Origin of the sequence: Streptomyces zaomyceticus, from assembly GCF_014656215.1 — a bacterium.
GTDB lineage: Bacteria > Actinomycetota > Actinomycetes > Streptomycetales > Streptomycetaceae > Streptomyces > Streptomyces zaomyceticus.
This window is the reverse complement of sequence record NZ_BNBZ01000033.1, coordinates 63,103-79,142: the sequence shown is the minus strand read 5'-3', so window position 1 is coordinate 79,142 and position 16,040 is coordinate 63,103. Positions and strand designations below refer to the sequence as shown.

At 73.0% G+C, this 16,040-nt stretch carries 14 protein-coding genes; 3 read left to right on the top strand and 11 right to left on the bottom strand.

Translation table 11 applies throughout. The annotated features are described in order from the left end of the window. Nucleotides 1–45 precede the first annotated feature (45 nt). The 9 genes from IE311_RS30645 to IE311_RS30605 form a co-directional block, all read right to left on the bottom strand. Entirely contained in the window at nt 46–453 is a 408-nt protein-coding gene (locus tag IE311_RS30645) for a RidA family protein (RefSeq protein ID WP_189835105.1), read from the bottom strand. Nucleotides 454–507: 54 nt separating this feature from the next. Then, a complete protein-coding gene (locus IE311_RS30640; RefSeq protein WP_189835104.1) occupies nt 508–1,971 on the bottom strand; it encodes an NAD(P)/FAD-dependent oxidoreductase in 1,464 nt (487 codons plus the stop codon). 101 nt (nt 1,972–2,072) lie between these two features. Then, nucleotides 2,073–2,822 (bottom strand): methyltransferase, encoded by a 750-nt coding sequence (locus IE311_RS30635; RefSeq protein WP_189835103.1) that lies wholly within the window; start codon nt 2,820–2,822, stop codon nt 2,073–2,075. Between the two features lie 94 nt (nt 2,823–2,916). Next, nucleotides 2,917–4,146: a Cmx/CmrA family chloramphenicol efflux MFS transporter gene (locus IE311_RS30630; protein WP_189835102.1), complete on the bottom strand. Its 1,230-nt coding sequence runs from the start codon at nt 4,144–4,146 to the stop codon at nt 2,917–2,919. A gap of 354 nt (nt 4,147–4,500) precedes the next feature. Further along, a complete protein-coding gene (locus IE311_RS30625; protein ID WP_189835101.1) occupies nt 4,501–4,971 on the bottom strand; it encodes a group II truncated hemoglobin in 471 nt (156 codons plus the stop codon). A gap of 128 nt (nt 4,972–5,099) precedes the next feature. After that, nucleotides 5,100–5,945, bottom strand: coding sequence for an AfsR/SARP family transcriptional regulator (locus IE311_RS30620; protein WP_189835100.1), 846 nt, complete (start codon nt 5,943–5,945; stop codon nt 5,100–5,102). A gap of 385 nt (nt 5,946–6,330) precedes the next feature. Continuing rightward, nucleotides 6,331–7,365, bottom strand: a complete 1,035-nt coding sequence (locus tag IE311_RS30615) for a class I SAM-dependent methyltransferase (RefSeq protein WP_189835099.1) — start codon at nt 7,363–7,365, stop codon at nt 6,331–6,333. Beyond that, entirely contained in the window at nt 7,362–8,213 is an 852-nt protein-coding gene (locus tag IE311_RS30610) for a thioesterase II family protein (protein WP_189835098.1), read from the bottom strand. The genes IE311_RS30615 and IE311_RS30610 overlap by 4 nt, the downstream gene beginning before the upstream one ends. Further along, complete coding sequence (locus tag IE311_RS30605) at nt 8,210–8,791, bottom strand: condensation domain-containing protein (RefSeq protein WP_189835097.1); 582 nt, start codon at nt 8,789–8,791, stop codon at nt 8,210–8,212. Before IE311_RS30605 ends, IE311_RS30610 begins: the two co-directional genes overlap by 4 nt. Before the next feature lie 472 nt (nt 8,792–9,263). Between IE311_RS30605 and IE311_RS30600 the strand changes: the two genes are divergently transcribed. Next, nucleotides 9,264–12,209, top strand: a complete 2,946-nt coding sequence (locus IE311_RS30600) for a BREX system ATP-binding domain-containing protein (RefSeq protein ID WP_189835096.1) — start codon at nt 9,264–9,266, stop codon at nt 12,207–12,209. Here the strand turns inward: IE311_RS30600 and IE311_RS30595 are convergent. After that, a complete protein-coding gene (locus tag IE311_RS30595; RefSeq protein ID WP_189835110.1) occupies nt 12,169–12,930 on the bottom strand; it encodes a response regulator transcription factor in 762 nt (253 codons plus the stop codon). The genes IE311_RS30600 and IE311_RS30595 overlap by 41 nt on opposite strands. 65 nt (nt 12,931–12,995) lie before the next feature. Continuing rightward, nucleotides 12,996–13,946 carry a HAMP domain-containing sensor histidine kinase gene (locus tag IE311_RS30590; RefSeq protein WP_189835109.1) on the bottom strand — a complete coding sequence of 317 codons (951 nt, stop codon included), beginning with the start codon at nt 13,944–13,946 and terminating at the stop codon, nt 12,996–12,998. Nucleotides 13,947–14,161: 215 nt separating this feature from the next. On the opposite strand from IE311_RS30590, the gene IE311_RS30585 reads away from it, so the two are divergent. Further along, complete coding sequence (locus tag IE311_RS30585) at nt 14,162–14,632, top strand: cation:proton antiporter regulatory subunit (RefSeq protein ID WP_189835095.1); 471 nt, start codon at nt 14,162–14,164, stop codon at nt 14,630–14,632. A gap of 7 nt (nt 14,633–14,639) precedes the next feature. Further along, a complete protein-coding gene (locus tag IE311_RS30580) occupies nt 14,640–15,953 on the top strand; it encodes a cation:proton antiporter (RefSeq protein WP_189835094.1) in 1,314 nt (437 codons plus the stop codon). Nucleotides 15,954–16,040: the final 87 nt, after the last annotated feature.

The following is a 16,040-nucleotide window of genomic DNA, read 5'->3' as shown; positions in this document are numbered from 1 at the left end:
GCCCCGCCGGATCCGGCGGGGCCCCGACGCGTGGGTGGCGGAGGGTCAGGAGGCGATGGCGGTGGCCTCGATCTCGATGAGGAAGTCGGGCTCGGCGAGGGTGGCGACCCCGACCAGGGTCGTCGGCCGGATGACATCCGCACCGAGCTTGGCGGCCGCGCGTTCGGCGCCCGCCGTGATCGCCTCCCACTTGTCGAGCGACCAGTCGACCACGTACATGGTGAGCCGCAGCACGTCGTCGAAGGAGGCGTCGGCCGCGGCGAGACCGGTGGCGATGTTGAGGTAGACCTGTTCGGCCTGCGCCGCGAGGTCGCCCATGCCCACCGGCTCGCCGTCGGCGGTACGCGGGGTCTGGCCGCTGAGGAAGATGACGCGGCTTCCGGTGCCGACCGCCAGCTGCCGCCAGCCGTAGGGCTTGGGGAGTCCGGGCGGGTCGATGTTCTCGACAGCCATGGGGTGTCCTTTCTTGAGGGGCCGGTGACGCGGGGTGAGGTACGTGAGGGACGGTCAGCTGTACTCGCGACAGGTCGCGTAGTACTTGCGCAGCAGGCTGACCAGCTCGGGGTCGAAGCGGGAGGCGAAGAGGAGCTCGGCCGGCGGGGTGAACTCGGGGTCGAGCTCATCGGCCCAGGCGAGGGTGGCCGGACGCAGGTCCATCTCGATCCACTGGTGCCACTCGACGGGAATCGTCCAGTCCTGCTCGTAGCCGATGCCCATCTGGTGGTCGATGAGGAGGTCGACGATCTCCTCGCGGGACCCGGTCCGGTAGGGCTGCCGCAGCGGCGCGAACCGGTCCAGGTCGGCCCGCGGCTCCTCGCCGAGGATGCGGGCGGCGAAGTCCTGGGCGAGCAGCGGGGACAGGTGCAGACCGTCGCGGTAGGTGCCGGTCATGATCGTCAGACCCGCCATGCCGCCGTCCCCGAGCAGCGGGAAGCCGTCCATGGAGACCGGACGGTTGCCGACCTGGACCTTGCTGACCTCGCTGTTCCACAGATTGCGGCGGACCTGCCGGTGCGCGCACTGGAGCAGGAAGACCAGGTCGCGCATCTCGGCGGTGTCACGCGGCTCGACGGCGATGACGTTGGTGGCGCCGACGTAGACGTGGCCGTCGCCGCGGGGCACGACATGCAGACCGCAGGCGAAGGAACGGTTCGGCGTCCGGATGACGCTGTCCGGGCTCGTACCGTCCTGCGTCTTGATCAGCGCGGAGACTCCGTAACCGCTGACCATCCGGGGGATGCGGGGGCCCACGGGCAGGCTGTCCAGGAGCTCCTGGGTGCGCGCGCCGGCCGCCAGGGTGACATGGTCGGCGGAGAGGGTGCGGCCGGAGGCGAGGACGACTCCGGTGACCCGCTCGCCCCGGTACGCGACGCGGGTGGCGAACTCGGGAACGAGGGTGGCACCGGCCCGTACCGCGGCCGATTCGAGCCGCTCCAGCAGGGACGCGGCGTTCACCGCGTGCTCGCCGGGTATGTGGAAGGCCTTCAGCGGGCGGGAGATGGGCTCGGCGTCCACCCAGTCGAGGTCGGAGGGCTCGACGTCCTCGAACGGCTCCTCGTAACGGGTGAGTTCGGCGCGGATGGCGTTGTAGTTGGCATCGTCGATCTCGGCGGTGCCGATGGTGTTGAGAACGACCGTCGTGCCTTCGGCGGTCTTCACCGGCGCGCCCTCGGTCTGCTCCTCCAGCTCCGCGATCCACTGCGGCCACAACTCGTTCGCCTGGATGCCGAGTTCGAGCTTGTGGCGGCCGTGCTCGGTGGCGAGCAGAGAGGTGGTGACCTCGCCGAAACAGCCGAGCATGGCGCCGGCCGCGGCCGACCCCGCCCAGGGCCGGTGCGGCTGGCCGAGTACGGCGACGCGCTGTCCGCGCCGCGCCAGGACCCAGGCGAGCGACAGCCCCAGGACTCCGTTTCCGGCGATGACGATGTCGAAGCCGGTACCGTCCGCGTCTGCGTTGCCGTTGGCGTTCATCAATGTCCAATCTCCCGGGGCGCCGTCGGGGCGCCCGGATCGGTGTGGCGATGGGCGTCGGAACTGCTGGTGCGTGGGTGCGGAGAGGGGCGCGCGGCGGGTCAGCGGCGCCGGAACTCGTAGAGCGTGAAGTCCATGTGGACGATGCCGCGGTCGTCGGTGTGGGCCTTGACCACCGGGGAGTCGCCGAAGTCCGCCGCGGGCAGTTCGACGGACTCGGTGCGGTGGCGCTTGCCCTCGAACCCGGCCTCGTCGGCGGCGCGCAGCATCTTGAACGGGTTGCCCATGGCCTCGCTGGTGCCCAGATAGACGCGCCCGTCGGGGGTCAGATGGCGGGCCACATCCCGGAAGAACCGGTTCACCAGGCCGTAGCCGGGGTCGAAGACGGCGCGCTCGATCTGCCCGGCGTAGGGGCGGTCGGCGGGGGCCTCGATGAAGGGGGTGTTCCAGAAGACGGTGTCGAGCCGCTCGGCCGGGTCCAGCGCGTCGAAGAGGTCGCTGGTCAGCGCCGTGACCCGGTCGGCGACCCCGTGCCGCTCGGCGTTCCGCCGGGCGTTCTCCACGGCGGACGGGTTGATGTCGGTGGCGAGCACCCGCGTGGCGCCGTGCTGCGCGGCGAGCACGGCGGCGACACCGGCGCCGCAGCCCAGTTCCAGGAACCGGGAGCCCCGCTCGTACGGCACCCAGGAGGCGAAGAGGCCGGGGCCGGGGTCTGTGTAGGGCGGGAACACCTCGGGCAGCAGGTCCCATTCCCTGCCGAGCAGCGAGAAGGTCGACTGCGTGGGGCGGTCGGGGCTCTGGATCTGTGACACGACCCAGGTGCCGAGTTCGTAGCCGAGCTCGTTGTCCATGAGGTCCTCCCTGTGGGGGAGCCGGCGGAGAGTTCCCCGAGTTCTTCGGGAGGGAACCCTCCGCGGCTCCCGGCGGTGTTGCGTGACGGTGGGGTCAGTTGCCCTCGGGCTCGGGATTCGCCCGGGCCCGGTTGCGGGCCATCGCCCGGTCGGCCAGGACGACCGGGACGGTGAGGACGGCCAGGCCCGCGCCCAGCCAGGGGATCGAGGTGAGACCGGCACCCGCGCCGAGCGCCACGCCCGCGAGGACGGGGACCAGGCTGATGCCGAGCTGGAACATGGAGACGGCGGTCGCCCCGGCGAGCGTGGGCGCGCCGGCCGCCACGGTGAACACCCGCCCGTAGATGGCCGGGTTGAGGACGAAGCCGGCGACCCCGAGGAGCAGGACCAGGGCGACGACGGCCACGGCGTAGTCGGCGAGGAGCGCGAGCCCCACGGAGCAGACGAGGATGCCGCCGGCCCCGAGGAGCAGGGCGTAGTGGGGGCGTCCGTCGGCGATCCGGCCGCCGATGGAGAGGCCGATGAAGGCCCCGATGCCGAAGAGGACGAGGATGGCCGGCACCCATACGGAGCCGACACCGGTGACGTCGGTGAGGAAGGCCGCGAGGTAGTTGTACGAGATCATGTACGCGGCGGTGCTGAGCAGGGTGGCGGCGTACACCACCCACAGCTGGGGCTGCCGCATGGTGCGCAACTCCCGCTGCACACTGGGTTCCTGGGCGGCCTTGGTCACCGGTACGGCGACGATCGTGGCGATCGCGCTGAGCACGGTGAGGACGACCACCGCCCAGAACCCGCCCTGCCAGCCGGTGAAGTGGCTGAGGAAGGCGCCGGCCGGACCGCCGGCGACCATGGCGATGCTGAGGCCGCTGACCACCACGCCGGAGGCCCGTGCGGTGCGGTCGGGGGTGACGAGGGAGATCGCGGTGACCGCGGCGACGGCCCAGAACCCGGCGTAGGCCAGACCGATCAGGAAGCGGGTGACGAGCAGCACGGTGAAGTTGTCGGTCAGCAGACCGACGGCGACACCGGCGGCGAACACGGCCTGGGAGGTCACCAGGGTCGTGCGGCGGGGCCAGCGCAGGGTCAGCACCGCGAGCGGCGGTCCGCCGATCACCACACCGATGGCGAACGCCGAGATGAGGGCGCCGGCGGAGGAGAGCGAGATGTCGAGGTCGTCGGCGATGTCCGGGAGGACACCGGCGAGCAGGAACTCGGCGCTGCCCATGGCGAACAGGCTGAACGCGAGCAGATAGACGGCCAGCGGCAGCCGGCCGCCGGCCTTGGGGGCGGTGGCTTCCTGCGGTTCGGTCTGGACGCTCATCGGTGGCCACCTCCCGACTGCCGTGCGGAACGCCCGGTGACGGGGTGCGCGGGGGCGGCCGGCGGGGTGACGGTGTGCGCGGGGACGGCCTGGGCGACGACGGGGTGCGGGGGGACGCGTCGCACGGGCCCAGGGGTGGTCAAACGCATGGGCGGACTCCTCGTTCTGACGGTTGGGGCAGACGGATCAGGGCGGGTGTGCGCCGGTGTGCCGGCTTCGGCGGTCCGCCGGATCGTGGTGATCACCAGATGCCCCCATGCTCGAACCGGGCGCCACGGACGGACAACATTTGTTGCCGATACCGGGACGCCGGGCGGGACCGCGACGGCCCGGGTCCGGGGCCCTGCCCGCGGATCACTCCTCGCCCGGCACGCCCTCGCCCCAGCCCCAGGTCTTGATGGTGGTACGCCGGGTGGGCCCGGCGCCCGGCTGGGAGTTGGCCATGGCGCGGCGCGAGCCGAACTCGATGTAGCCGACGAAGGCCGAGCGGAACTCCGCGTCGTCGGGCAGCCCGACCTCGTCCATCGCCAACAGCATCAGCTCCACCCAGCGGGCCCGCTGCTCGGGCTTGATCGCCCGGCCGCGGTGGCGGGAGAGCATCCTGGGGTAGCCGCCGTGCTGCTCGGTGTAGTGGGTGGGTCCGCCGAGCACCTCGCCGAGGAAGGTGGCGACGTGCTGGGGGTGGTCGTCGTCCATGTGCGCGAAGAGCGGGGCGAGCATCTCGTCCTTGCGGACGCGGGCGTAGAACGCCTCGGTGAGCCGTTCCAGCGCCTCGGCGCCGCCGACCCATTCGTAGAGGGTGGGTACCCGGTCCTGGTCCGTCACTGTGTCGCCTTTCTCGGGGCGGTGGGTGGGGGTGCTGTGCTGTGGGGCGCGGTGCGGTGCGAATGGCTGGGAGTGGGAGTGGGAGTCGGAGTCGGTGGGGGCGTGTGGGAGAGGGGGCGCGGCGGGGGTCAGGCCGCGTAGAGGTCGAAGGTCGGCGTCGGCCGCCCGCCGTGCGCGGGGGTGTCCAGGCGCGGATCGACCGAGAGCATCGCCTGGTGCAGCCGCTGGAGCTGCGGGGCGGGTTCCAGCCCCAGTTCGTCCACGAGCCGCCGCCGCAGACCGCGGTAGTGCTGGAGGGCGTCGGACTGCCGGCCGGCGCGGTAGAACGCCACCATGGCCTGGGCGTGCAGCCGCTCGTTGGCGGGGTGGAGCCGGGTCAGTTCGACCAGGTCGGCGAGGAGTTCGCCGTGCAGACCGAGGCGGAGTTCGGCGTCCACCCGGCGTTCCACGGCGAGCAGCCGGCTCTCCTCCAGCCGGGCCGCGTGGGTCCGCAGCGCCGACCCGGCCCGTACGTCGACCAGGGCCGGACCGCTCCACAGCGCGAGGGCCTCGCGCAGCAGCCGGGCCGCCCCGGCGCTGTCGCCGTCGGCGAAGGCGGCGTGCCCGGCCTCGGCGGCGCGCTGGAACGCGAAGGCGTCGACGTCGTCCTCGTCGATCCGCAGCAGATAGCCGTCGTGGCCGGTGGCCAGCAGCTCCCTGGCCAGCGCCGGGCCGTCGGCGCCGGCCCTGCCGTACGGGCCGCCGAGGGCGGTGGCCAGCGCGCGGCGCAGCCGCAGGATGTAGGTCTGCAGCGTGCCGTGCGCGCTGCACGGCGGCACCGGCCCCCAGATCTCCTCCTTGAGGGTGGCCACCGGGACGGGACGGCCGGGGTGGAGCGCGAGCAGCGCCAGGATCTGCCGCATCTTCGCCGCGCTCGGGACGACCGGAACTCCGCCCGTCTCGGCGTGCAGCGGGCCCAGAATCCGTATCTTCACGAGTCCTCCGTCCGTCGGCCGAGTACCGTCCGGATTACTCGATTTCCGGGAGCGGCTTCTTGGGAAGGAACGTAGGAGTTCGGGGGTGAGGGCCTCAATACGGTGGGACCGTAGGGCTGACCGAAGAATCTGCGGCCGGGGTCGCCCTACGGTACGGGCGGGGCGCGACGGATTTCGGGCACGCCGACGACCCCCGGGGGCGAGGCCCTCGGGGGTATTGCCGGAACTGCTAATCTCCTTAGTTCATTCGGGGATTGCGAGCGGCCCCGGGGAGTTCGGCTCCTCGCTTTCGGGATCGGTTTTCGCTCCATCGATTTCGCGCCGCGGGCGCCGCCGGTTCAGAAGCCGGTTCGGAGCCGCTTCGGGAGCTGCTTCGGGAGCCGGTTCAGGAGCCGCTTCGGGAAGTGGCGAGAGGACGGCACAACCGGGCCGTGTGCACGGTGACGGCGGTCAGGTAGAAGGCGTCGGGGCGCCACAGGACGCCGGTGCAGGAGTCACCGTCGAGCAGCTGCTCCACGGTGAGCCGGTCGACGAGGTCGAGGCGTTCACCGAGGTCCGTGAGGAGTCCGTGCAGCCGGGTGTGCAGATGTCGGCGCGCGGGCACGTCGAGCGGGGCGGGGAACTCGATGAGGAAGGTGCGGGAGCCGGCCGGTACGAGCCCGGCCGAGGCCAGCAGACAGGGCCAGTCCTCGACGACGGAGGTGGCGCCGGGGAGCCGGGACCGCCGCGCGGTGACCTGCTCCTCGACGGCGGCGTCCAGGCGCGCCTGGAGTCCGGGCCGGCCGATGCCGATGTCCCGGGGCAGGAAACGCGGCGGCAGGCCCCGTTCGGCGACGGCGAGCAGTCCGCCGGGCCGCAGTGCGGAGGCGAGGCTCCGCACGGCCGCCTGCTGGTCGCCGAGGTGGCGGCAGACGTTTCCGGTCCAGATCAGGTCGACGGGTCCCGACCGGGCGAATTCCTCCGGCCGTTCGGCCCGTTGGGTGGTGATCCGGCCGGCGAGCCCGTGCTCGGCGGCCCGGGCCCCGGCCCGGGCGAGCCGGGCGGCCGCCCGGTCCCCGGCGACGACCCGGGCCCGGGGGAAGGCGTCGGCGAGGGCGCGGGAGGCCACGCCCGGTCCGCTGCCGACGTCGAGGATCCGGCCGACCGCGGCCGTGGCCCGGTCCGCGGGGCCGAACAGACCGTGCAGCCAGTGGGCCGCCTCGGCCAGGAAGCCGGCGTGCAGCTCGGCCTCGAGTTCGGCATCGAGTTCGGCATCGAGCTCGACCTCCGGTTCCGGCGCGAGTCCGGCCTCCGGTTCCGGCGTGTGTCCGGCTCCCGGCCCGGCTTGGGTGCCGAGCTCGTGCCCGGCCCGCGGCTCGGAGTCCGGACCGGCGCCGGGGGCCTCACCGTCGAGGCCCCCGGTGCGCTGTGTGGGTGTCATGCGCTCACCTCCGCCGGCCAGGATGGGGACGGCGGGGACACCGGACAACTCTTGTTGCCGGTTCCGGGACCGCCCGCCCGCGCGCCGGGTCCCGAACCGGCCGGCACCCGGGGGCGGCCGGCGGCGCGCCGCGTACCGGCCCTCGGGCGGATCAGGTCCCGGCTGAAGGTGTCCAGCAGCTCCCACCGGGCGGTGAGCGGGAAATAGTGGTCGCCGGAGACCGTGTCCACCCGCAGGGAGCGCCGGGTGCACCGGCGCCACCCGGCCAGATCGGCCCCGCTGACACTCCGGTCGTCGCTGCCGCCCATGGCGGTGACCGGGCAGTGCACCACATGGCGCGGGTCGCGCCGGTAGGCCTCCAGGACCGCGAGGTCGGCGCGGAGCGCGGGCAGCACCCGGGGCGCCCGCCGGGGGTCGAGGGCACCCGGGGGGATCCGGCCCCGCTCGCCGAGCCTGCGCAGCAGTTCGGCCTCCGGCAGCTGGGCGACCGCGTGCTCCGGGCCGGCCCGGGTCGGTACGCCGGTCCCGGAGACGTACAACCGCTCGGCCACCGCGTCGTGCTCCCATTCGAGGCGGGCGGCGATCTCGTACGCGAGGAGGGCGCCGAACCCGTGCCCGTAGAGGGCGAACGGGCGGTCGCGCATGCGGGCCACGTACGGGATGATCCCGGCGAGCAGCGGCTCCAGCCGGCCACAGGGGCGGGTACGCGGATGGCGGCCCCGGCCGGGGAGTTCGACGGGGGTGACGACCACCGAGCCGCCGAGGGCCTCGGCCCAGGGCAGGAAGACGCCGGCCGAAGCGCCTTCGAAGGGCAGACAGAACAGCCGGACCGAGGTGTCGTCGCTCACCGGGCCACCGCCCCCGCGGGCCGCGGCCCCACCGCCCCCGCGGGCCGCGAGCCGGACGGCCCGACGGCCCGCGTCGCGACCGCCGCCGTCGCACCTCTCGCCGTCGCGCCCGCCGGTGGAGTGGCCGCGCGGCGGGGGGTGCCGCCGCGCAGCAGGACCGCGTACGCCTCCGCGACCTCCTCCAGGACACGCAGCCCCGCCCGCCGGTCCATCAGCTCCCGTGCGTACCGCCAGGCGAACGTCCAGTTGAGGTCGGAGCGCCGGATCAGGGTCGCGCACATCAACGGGGCCCGGTCGAGGGGGAGTCCGGTGGCGGACTCCCCGGCCAGCCGTTCGGCGAGCCGGGCGTCCTGCACCTCGGCCCGGGTGGCCCGCCAGTCCACGATCTGCAGCCGGAAGCGGGCGTCGGGCCGCAGCGCCCGGCGCAGCCGGCCGTCCGGCCCGGGGCGGAGCGCGGTGCGGGTCAGGGTCGTGCCGTCCAGGACGGACTGCCAGGCGTGCTCGTACACGTACGGCAGGACTCCGCGCAGGGACAGGACGAACTGTTCGGTGCGGAGCTCCTCGCTGATCGCGGACACGCGGGTACCGCTCCCTCCATCAGGTTTTCGCCAATTGGCCGGTGGCGAACGTGCCGGAGCCGGGACAGCCCATTTCCGGGTCGTTCACTGGTCACCGCCGCACATCGGTGCCGACCGTACCCGTGTGGTCCCGGTATAGATCAATACGGTGGTACCGAAGCAATGGCCGAAGGAATACGTTCGGAATGCGTGCGGCGAGATCCGCTGTACAAATATCGCGGCCCCCGTGTTAGCTTCGGGAACATCGGAGGTGTACGCCATTAACCGGTGCTCGGGGGATCCTCGTGGAGGACTTTGACCGGCTTCCACGCCGTCTGAAGAAGCCATTTCCGCCCTGACGGCGACGGCTCGGCCATGACCGGAAAATGGCCTTGACGGAGCCGGTGCCACAGTTTTTCAGGCATGGCCTCCCCCCGCCGAAGTGGCGACCTCGTCCGAGTCATTCCACTGTTCGGCAGGGAGGTGTGGGGCGGTGCCCAAGGAACTGTTCGGCAGGATCGAGGAAGCGAAGACCATCACCGAGATTTTGGACGCCGCGAGAGCGGGCGCGGGCGCCGTCGCCCTGGTGGAGGGGATCATCGGCACCGGCAAGACCTCGCTGCTGCGGTGGGCCGAGCACACCGCGAGGGACCAGGGCATGACCGTGCTCTCCGCCACCGCTTCCCCCACCGAACAGAGCTTTCCCCTGGGGGTCGTGCACCAGCTGCTGGGAACGCTGCCGGAGACCGCGAACGGCTGGGACCGTGCCTTCGCCGCGTACGGCACACCCCGCGACGGCGGCCCCGCCGAGCCCGACTATCCCCTCCTCGCGGAGCTGTGCGCGGGCGTGGGCCGGGCCGCCCGGCGCACTCCGATCCTGCTGACGGTCGACAGCGTCCAGCACGTCGACCGTCCCTCACTGCTGTGGCTCGGCTTCCTGAGCCGCCGTCTGGAGAACCTCCCCGTCGTCCTGCTGGCCACCAAGCGCTGTGGTGAACCGGCCAGCGACCAGCACCTTCTGGTCGAGTTCATGGAGGGACTGCGCCCCGACCGCCACATCCACCTCAACGACCTCAGCCCCAGCGCCGCACTCGATCTGGCCACGTCGCTCTGCGGCCACCATCACGCCCACGAGGCCGTCGACGCGCTGGTGGCCGGGACCGGCGGCAACCCGTATCTGCTGACCGAGCAGATACGGACGGGACCGACAGGATTCTTCGGCCCCCTCGTCCCGGCCGGCCCGACCCTGCACAGCGCGCCCTTCGCCCCCACGGGCACGAACCACCCCGACGGGAACGGGCGTTCCGCCGGGGCGCGCGCCGACCGGACGGCGGGCGATCCGCCGGACGAGCAACTGCGGCTCCAGGCCGTCAAGGAGCGCATCCTGTGCATGCTCCGGCGGATCGACCCGTACGGCCTGGAGATCGCCCGGGCCGCCAGCATCCTGTGCGGCCCGGTGGACGCCGCCCTCCTCGCGGACCTGTGCGGCGTTCCCACCGAGGACGCGTGTCGATGTCTGGGCAGACTGACGGAGTCGGGAATCCTCTGTCCCGACGACATGAAGTTCCGCCATCCCCTTCTCGCCGGACTGCTCTACCAGGACATCCCGTGCGCCGAGCGCGCCGAACTGCACCGGCTCGCCGCCCGCAGGATGCGGCACCGCGGAGCCCCCGGCGAGGACGTCGCCGCCCATCTGCTCCGCTCCCACCGCCTGGACGAACCCTGGATGGCCCAGCTCCTGATGGACGTGGCCCAGGGCGTGGTCGAGCACGACCCGGCGGGAGCCCGCCGGCTGATCGAGAAGGCCGTCCTGCACGGCGTCCCGGAAGAGCAGGAGGACCGGGCCGAAGCCCTGCGGATCCAGGCCCTCAGCGGCCTCGACCTGCCCGCCGCGGCCCGCGCCCTGACCGCCCGCACCGCCACCGGCGCCGGGCCCGCCGAGCGGATCCGGCACGCGGTACGGCTCTCCGACCTCCTGCTGCGCCTCGACGACACCACGGGCGCCCTGGACGTCCTGGAGGAGGCCCGGCGGGAGACCACGGGCACCCTCGACCCGGCCGCCGCCGCGCGGCTCCGGGAGGCGGTGGCACAGGTACGGCTCCACGACGGCGGCCACCACCCCGGTGAGGACGACCGGCTGCTCCGGGTGCTGCTGCTGCGCACGGCCGCCGGGGACTCGGCACCCGCGGCGCGGCGGATCGCCGACCGGCTGCTGTCCGTCCCGCGCGCCCCGTACGGCTCGGCCCGCTGGTACCAGGCACTCCTCGCCCAGCTGTGGGCGGGCGATGTGGAGGAGGCCCGCCGGCACATCGACACCGAGGTCGGTCTCGCCCGCGCCGACGGCACCACCACCCGGATCGCCGAGGCGCTGGCCGTACGCGGTCTGGTGCAGCTGCACCGCGGGCAGCTGGCCCGCGCCGAGGACGACGCACGCGAGGCGCTCGACCTGCTCACCCGGATCCGCGCCGGCCGCTTCCACGTCGGACCGCTCGCCCGCAGCGTCCTCATCGACGTGGCCATGGAGCGGGACGACGTCGCCGCCGCCGACGCCCTCCTCGACGACGAGCTGCTGCTCCCCGGCGACCGCCCCGTCACCTGGTGGCGGCTCCACCTCCTGCACAGCGCCGGGCGGGCGCTCGGCCGGCTCGGCGAGGCGCGGCGCGGCCTGGTCCTCCTCGCCCACTGCGAGGAGGAGCTGGCCCGGCGCGGGATCGTCAACCCGGCGGTCCTGCCCTGGCGTTCCACCCGTGCCGCGCTCCAGCTGGCCTGCCGCAACGTGCCCGCCGCCCGCCGCGCGGCGCACGAGGAGACGGCTCTCGCCCACCGCTGGGGCGCCCCCGTCGCCCTGGGCCGCGCCCTGGTGGCCGAGGCCGCGGCGAGTTCGGGGCGGGAGGCGCAGCGGCTCGCGGACCGCGCCGTGGAACTCCTCGAACCCACCCCGGCGCCCCTGCTGTTCGCCCACGCCCTCTACGCTGCGGGGCGCGCCCACCGGCAGAGCGGCACGGCACGTCGGTCCCGCGAACTGCTGCACCGCGCCAACGAGGTCGGCATCTCGCTCGGCGCCGACGGCCTGGTGGAGGCGGTCCAGCGGGAACTGCGGGACGCGGGCGGCCGGCCCGACCCCCGCAAGGACTCCACGGAGTCGCTGCTCACCCCCACGGAGCGGCAGGTGTCCGAACTGGCCGCGCGCGGACTGAGCAACCGCGACATCGCGCGGCTGCTCCAGGTGAGTCTGCGGAACGTCGAGTCCCACCTCACCCACTCGTACCGGAAGCTGCGCATCAGCGGACGGCACGAACTGGACCGGTTCTTCGCCGCCGACGAGCCGCCCGTACCGGCGCCGGTCCTGCTCTACCAGCCGCGGCCCACGCTCACCTCGGCACCCGCGGCCGGCCCGGCTACGGCTCGATCAGTCCCACCCGGATCGCGTACCGCGTGAGTTCCAGGCGGTCTCGCATGCCGAGCTTCTGGAGGAGGTTCGCGCGGTGGCGTTCCACCGTCTTCGGGCTGATGACGAGGAGGTCGCCGATCTCCTTCGAGCTGTGGCCCTCCGCCACCAGCTTGAGGATCTCCTCCTCGCGCTCCGTGACGGCCTTGTCCGGCAGCGGTCTGCCCTGCTCCGCGTGGTCGAGGTACGTGCGGATCAGGGCCTTCTCCGCGCCCGGACAGATGAAGGGTTCGTCGCGGACCGCCGCCCGGCACGCCTCCACCAGGTCGCGGTCCGCCACCGACTTCAGGACGTAGCCGCTCGCCCCCGCCTTGAGCGCTTCGAAGAAGAACTGCTCGTTGTCGTACATCGTGAGGATCAGGATCCGCAGCTCCGGCTGGAGGCGGCTGAGCTCGCGGGCCGCCTGGAGACCGGTCCTGCGGGGCATCGAGATGTCCAGGACGGCCAGGTCGACGGCGTGGGAACGGGCCATCGCGACCGCCTCGGCCCCGTCCGCCGCCTCCGCCACGACCGTCAGGTCCGGCTCGGCGTCGAGGATGAGACGTACCCCTCCGCGCACCAGGGCGTGGTCGTCCGCCAGCAGGATGCGGGTGGGGGCGCCACCGGGGCCCGGACCGGGACCGGGACCAGGGCCCGCAGAGGAATCGGGGCCGGGGCCGGGGCCGGGGCCGGACGACGGGCCTGCTGTCGATGGGGACGTGGAGCCGGAGATGGGGCCGGAGGTGGGGCCGGTGGGGCCGGAGGTGGGGCCGGTGGGGCCCGGGGTGTGCCTTCCCGTCATGACATCGCCTTACCACGTGGGGTGCTCAACTGGACTTCCGTGCCGCCCGCCGCGCCTTCGCGGATCGTCAGCTCCGCGCCGATCAGCAGCGCCCGCTCCCTCATCCCGCTGAGCCCCGCGCCCTCGGGCGACCGGCCGATGCCCCGGCCGTCGTCCTTCACCAGGAGGCCCACCCCGCCCTGCGGGAGCCGGCGCAGTCGCAGATCCACCTGGGTCGCCCCCGCGTGGCGGGCCGTGTTGGTGAGGCCCTCCTGCGCCACGCGGTAGAGCACCAGCTCCGTCTCGTCGTCGAGTTCCGGGAGACCGGCCTCGATGTGCGGCCGCACCGTCAGACCCCGCGTCGAGAACTCCGAGGCCAGTGATCTGAGCGCGCTGTGCAGACCCAGCTCCTCCAGGACCCCCGGTCGCAGACGGCGTGCGATGCGACGGATCTCGTCCAGGCCCGCCCGGGTCGTCTCCTGCGCCTGGTGGAGTTCCGTCCGCAGCTCGTCGGGGGAGTGGTTCGCGGTGTGCTTCAGCTGGAGCAGGACGGCCGTGAGGGTCTGGCCGACCTCGTCGTGCAGCTCCTGCGCGATCCGCCGGCGCTCCTCCTCCTGCGCCGAGAGGGCCCGCGCGGTACTCGCGGCCCGTTCGGCCTCCAGCCGGTCGAGCATGGTGTTGAACGTACGCGTCAGATCGGCGATCTCGCCCCGCCCCACCACCGCCGCCCGGCGTCCCGGCCTCAGCAGGTCCGCCGTCCGCATCGCCCGGGTCAGCCGCTGGAGCGGCGCAAGGCCCAGCCGCAGGAGGAGCGCGTTCGCGACGAGCATCGCGACCAGACCGGCCACGAGAACGACCGCCTCGCCCAGGAGGACGGGAGTCGAGACGGTGACGGGGCCGAACAGCAGCAGTACGGCGATGACCAGGACCGAGGCGTTCAGAAGGAAGATGCGCCAGTACAGCGACACTGTTGCGACACTCACCCTCTTGTGCTTTCCACGCCCCTGACCTGCGGCGGGATCCATTTCCCCGCCCCATCCTGACCAGTTCCCCGTGACTTGTCCATCCGTGCCGACACCCATGTTCCGGCGCTTCCGGCGGGTGGCACCATGGCCCCCGACCCACACACCTGATCACCCTTCGACATGACAACAGGAGGGACGGGCCCTTGCCTGCTCCGCGGATGAGAACGACACCCCTGCCCGGCATCGGAGTCCAGTACGACTTCACCACCCGGGAGCACCGCCAGCTGTCGGTCATCGCGCACCGCGACGGGACCCGGACCGTGAACGTGTACCGCGGCGACGACCCCGACGCCTGCGCGCAGTCGCTCCACCTCACCGAGGCCGAGACCGCCTCACTGATCGACGCGCTGCTCCCCGCGCACCACAGCCCCAACGTCCTGCACACCACCGACCTGGGGCTCGTCGCCGAACGCATCGAGCTGTCCGCCCACTCGCACTGGAACGGCCGCCTGCTCGGCGAGACGCGGATGCGCACCGAGGCGGGCGCCTCCATCGTCGCCGTACTGCGCCGCTCCGGGGCCGTACCGTCCCCGACGCCCGCCTTCCGGCTCGCCGGCGGCGACACCCTCATCGTCATCGGCACCCGCGAGGGTGTCGACGCAGCCGCCTCGATCCTCGGTCGGGAGTGAGGGCGGCGTGCATTCCGCGGTCTTCCTGATCGAATTCGGCGCCATCATCCTCGGCCTCGGCCTCCTCGGACGCCTCGCCGGCCGGTTCAGCTTCTCCCCGATACCCCTCTACCTCCTCGCCGGGCTCGCCTTCGGCAAGGGCGGCCTGCTGCCGCTCGGCGCCAGTGAGGAGTTCGTCGCCATCGGCGCCGAGATCGGGGTCATACTCCTGCTCCTGATGCTCGGCCTCGAGTACACCGCGAGCGATCTCGTCTCCAACCTCAAGACCCAGTACCCCGCCGGGCTCGTCGACTTCGCCTTCAACGCCCTGCCCGGAGCGGCCGCCGCGCTCCTGATGGGCTGGGGACCGGTCGCCGCGGTCGTCCTGGCCGGCGTCACCTGGATCTCCTCCTCGGGAGTCATCGCCAAGGTCCTCGGCGACCTCGGGCGGCTCGGCAACCGCGAGACACCGGTCATCCTCAGCATCCTGGTCCTCGAAGACCTGGCCATGGCCGTCTATCTGCCCATCATCACCGCCCTGCTCGCCGGGGTCGGGCTCGCGGCCGGCAGCGCGACGCTCGCGATCGCCCTCGGCGTGGCCGGAGCCGTGCTCTTCGTCGCCGTCCGCTACGGAAGGCTGATCTCCCGCTTCGTCTCCAGCGACGACCCCGAGAAGCTGCTCCTCGTGGTCCTCGGTCTGACCCTGCTGGTCGCCGGTGTCGCCCAGCAGCTCCAGGTCTCGGCCGCCGTCGGCGCGTTCCTCGTCGGCATCGCCCTCTCCGGTGAGGTCGCCGAGGGCGCCCACACCCTGCTCAGCCCGCTGCGCGACCTGTTCGCCGCGGTCTTCTTCGTCTTCTTCGGACTGCACACCGACCCGGCCAGCATCCCGCCGGTGCTCCTCCCGGCCTTCGCGCTGGCCGTCGTCACCGCGCTGACCAAGATCGCCACCGGTCACTGGGCCGCGCGCCGCGCCGGGATCGGGGTCAAGGGCCGCTGGCGGGCTGGTGGCACGCTGGTGGCGCGCGGCGAGTTCTCCATCGTGATCGCCGGGCTCGCCGTCACCGCCGGGGTCCAGCCCCAGCTCGGTCCCTTCGCCACCGCCTACGTGCTGATCCTCGTGGTGATCGGGCCGCTCACCGCCCGCTACACCGAGCCGGTCGCCACCTATCTCACCCGTCGCCGGGCCGCTGTGCCGCTCGGCAAGGGAGGGGGCACCGTCCCCGGTGCCCTGTCCGGTGCCGGTGCCGGTGCCGTCGTCGGCCCCGAGGCCGTCCCCGGTCCTGAGGCCGTCGCCGTGCGGGTGCCCGAGCCCGGGCCCGAGTCGGCGTCCGACCGTGTGTGAGTGACGCGGTCCTCCCGCGGTTCCATGCCCTGGACGGTGCCGTCCGCGACCCCACGTCGTCCGTGACCGCGCGGGACACGGGTGTCG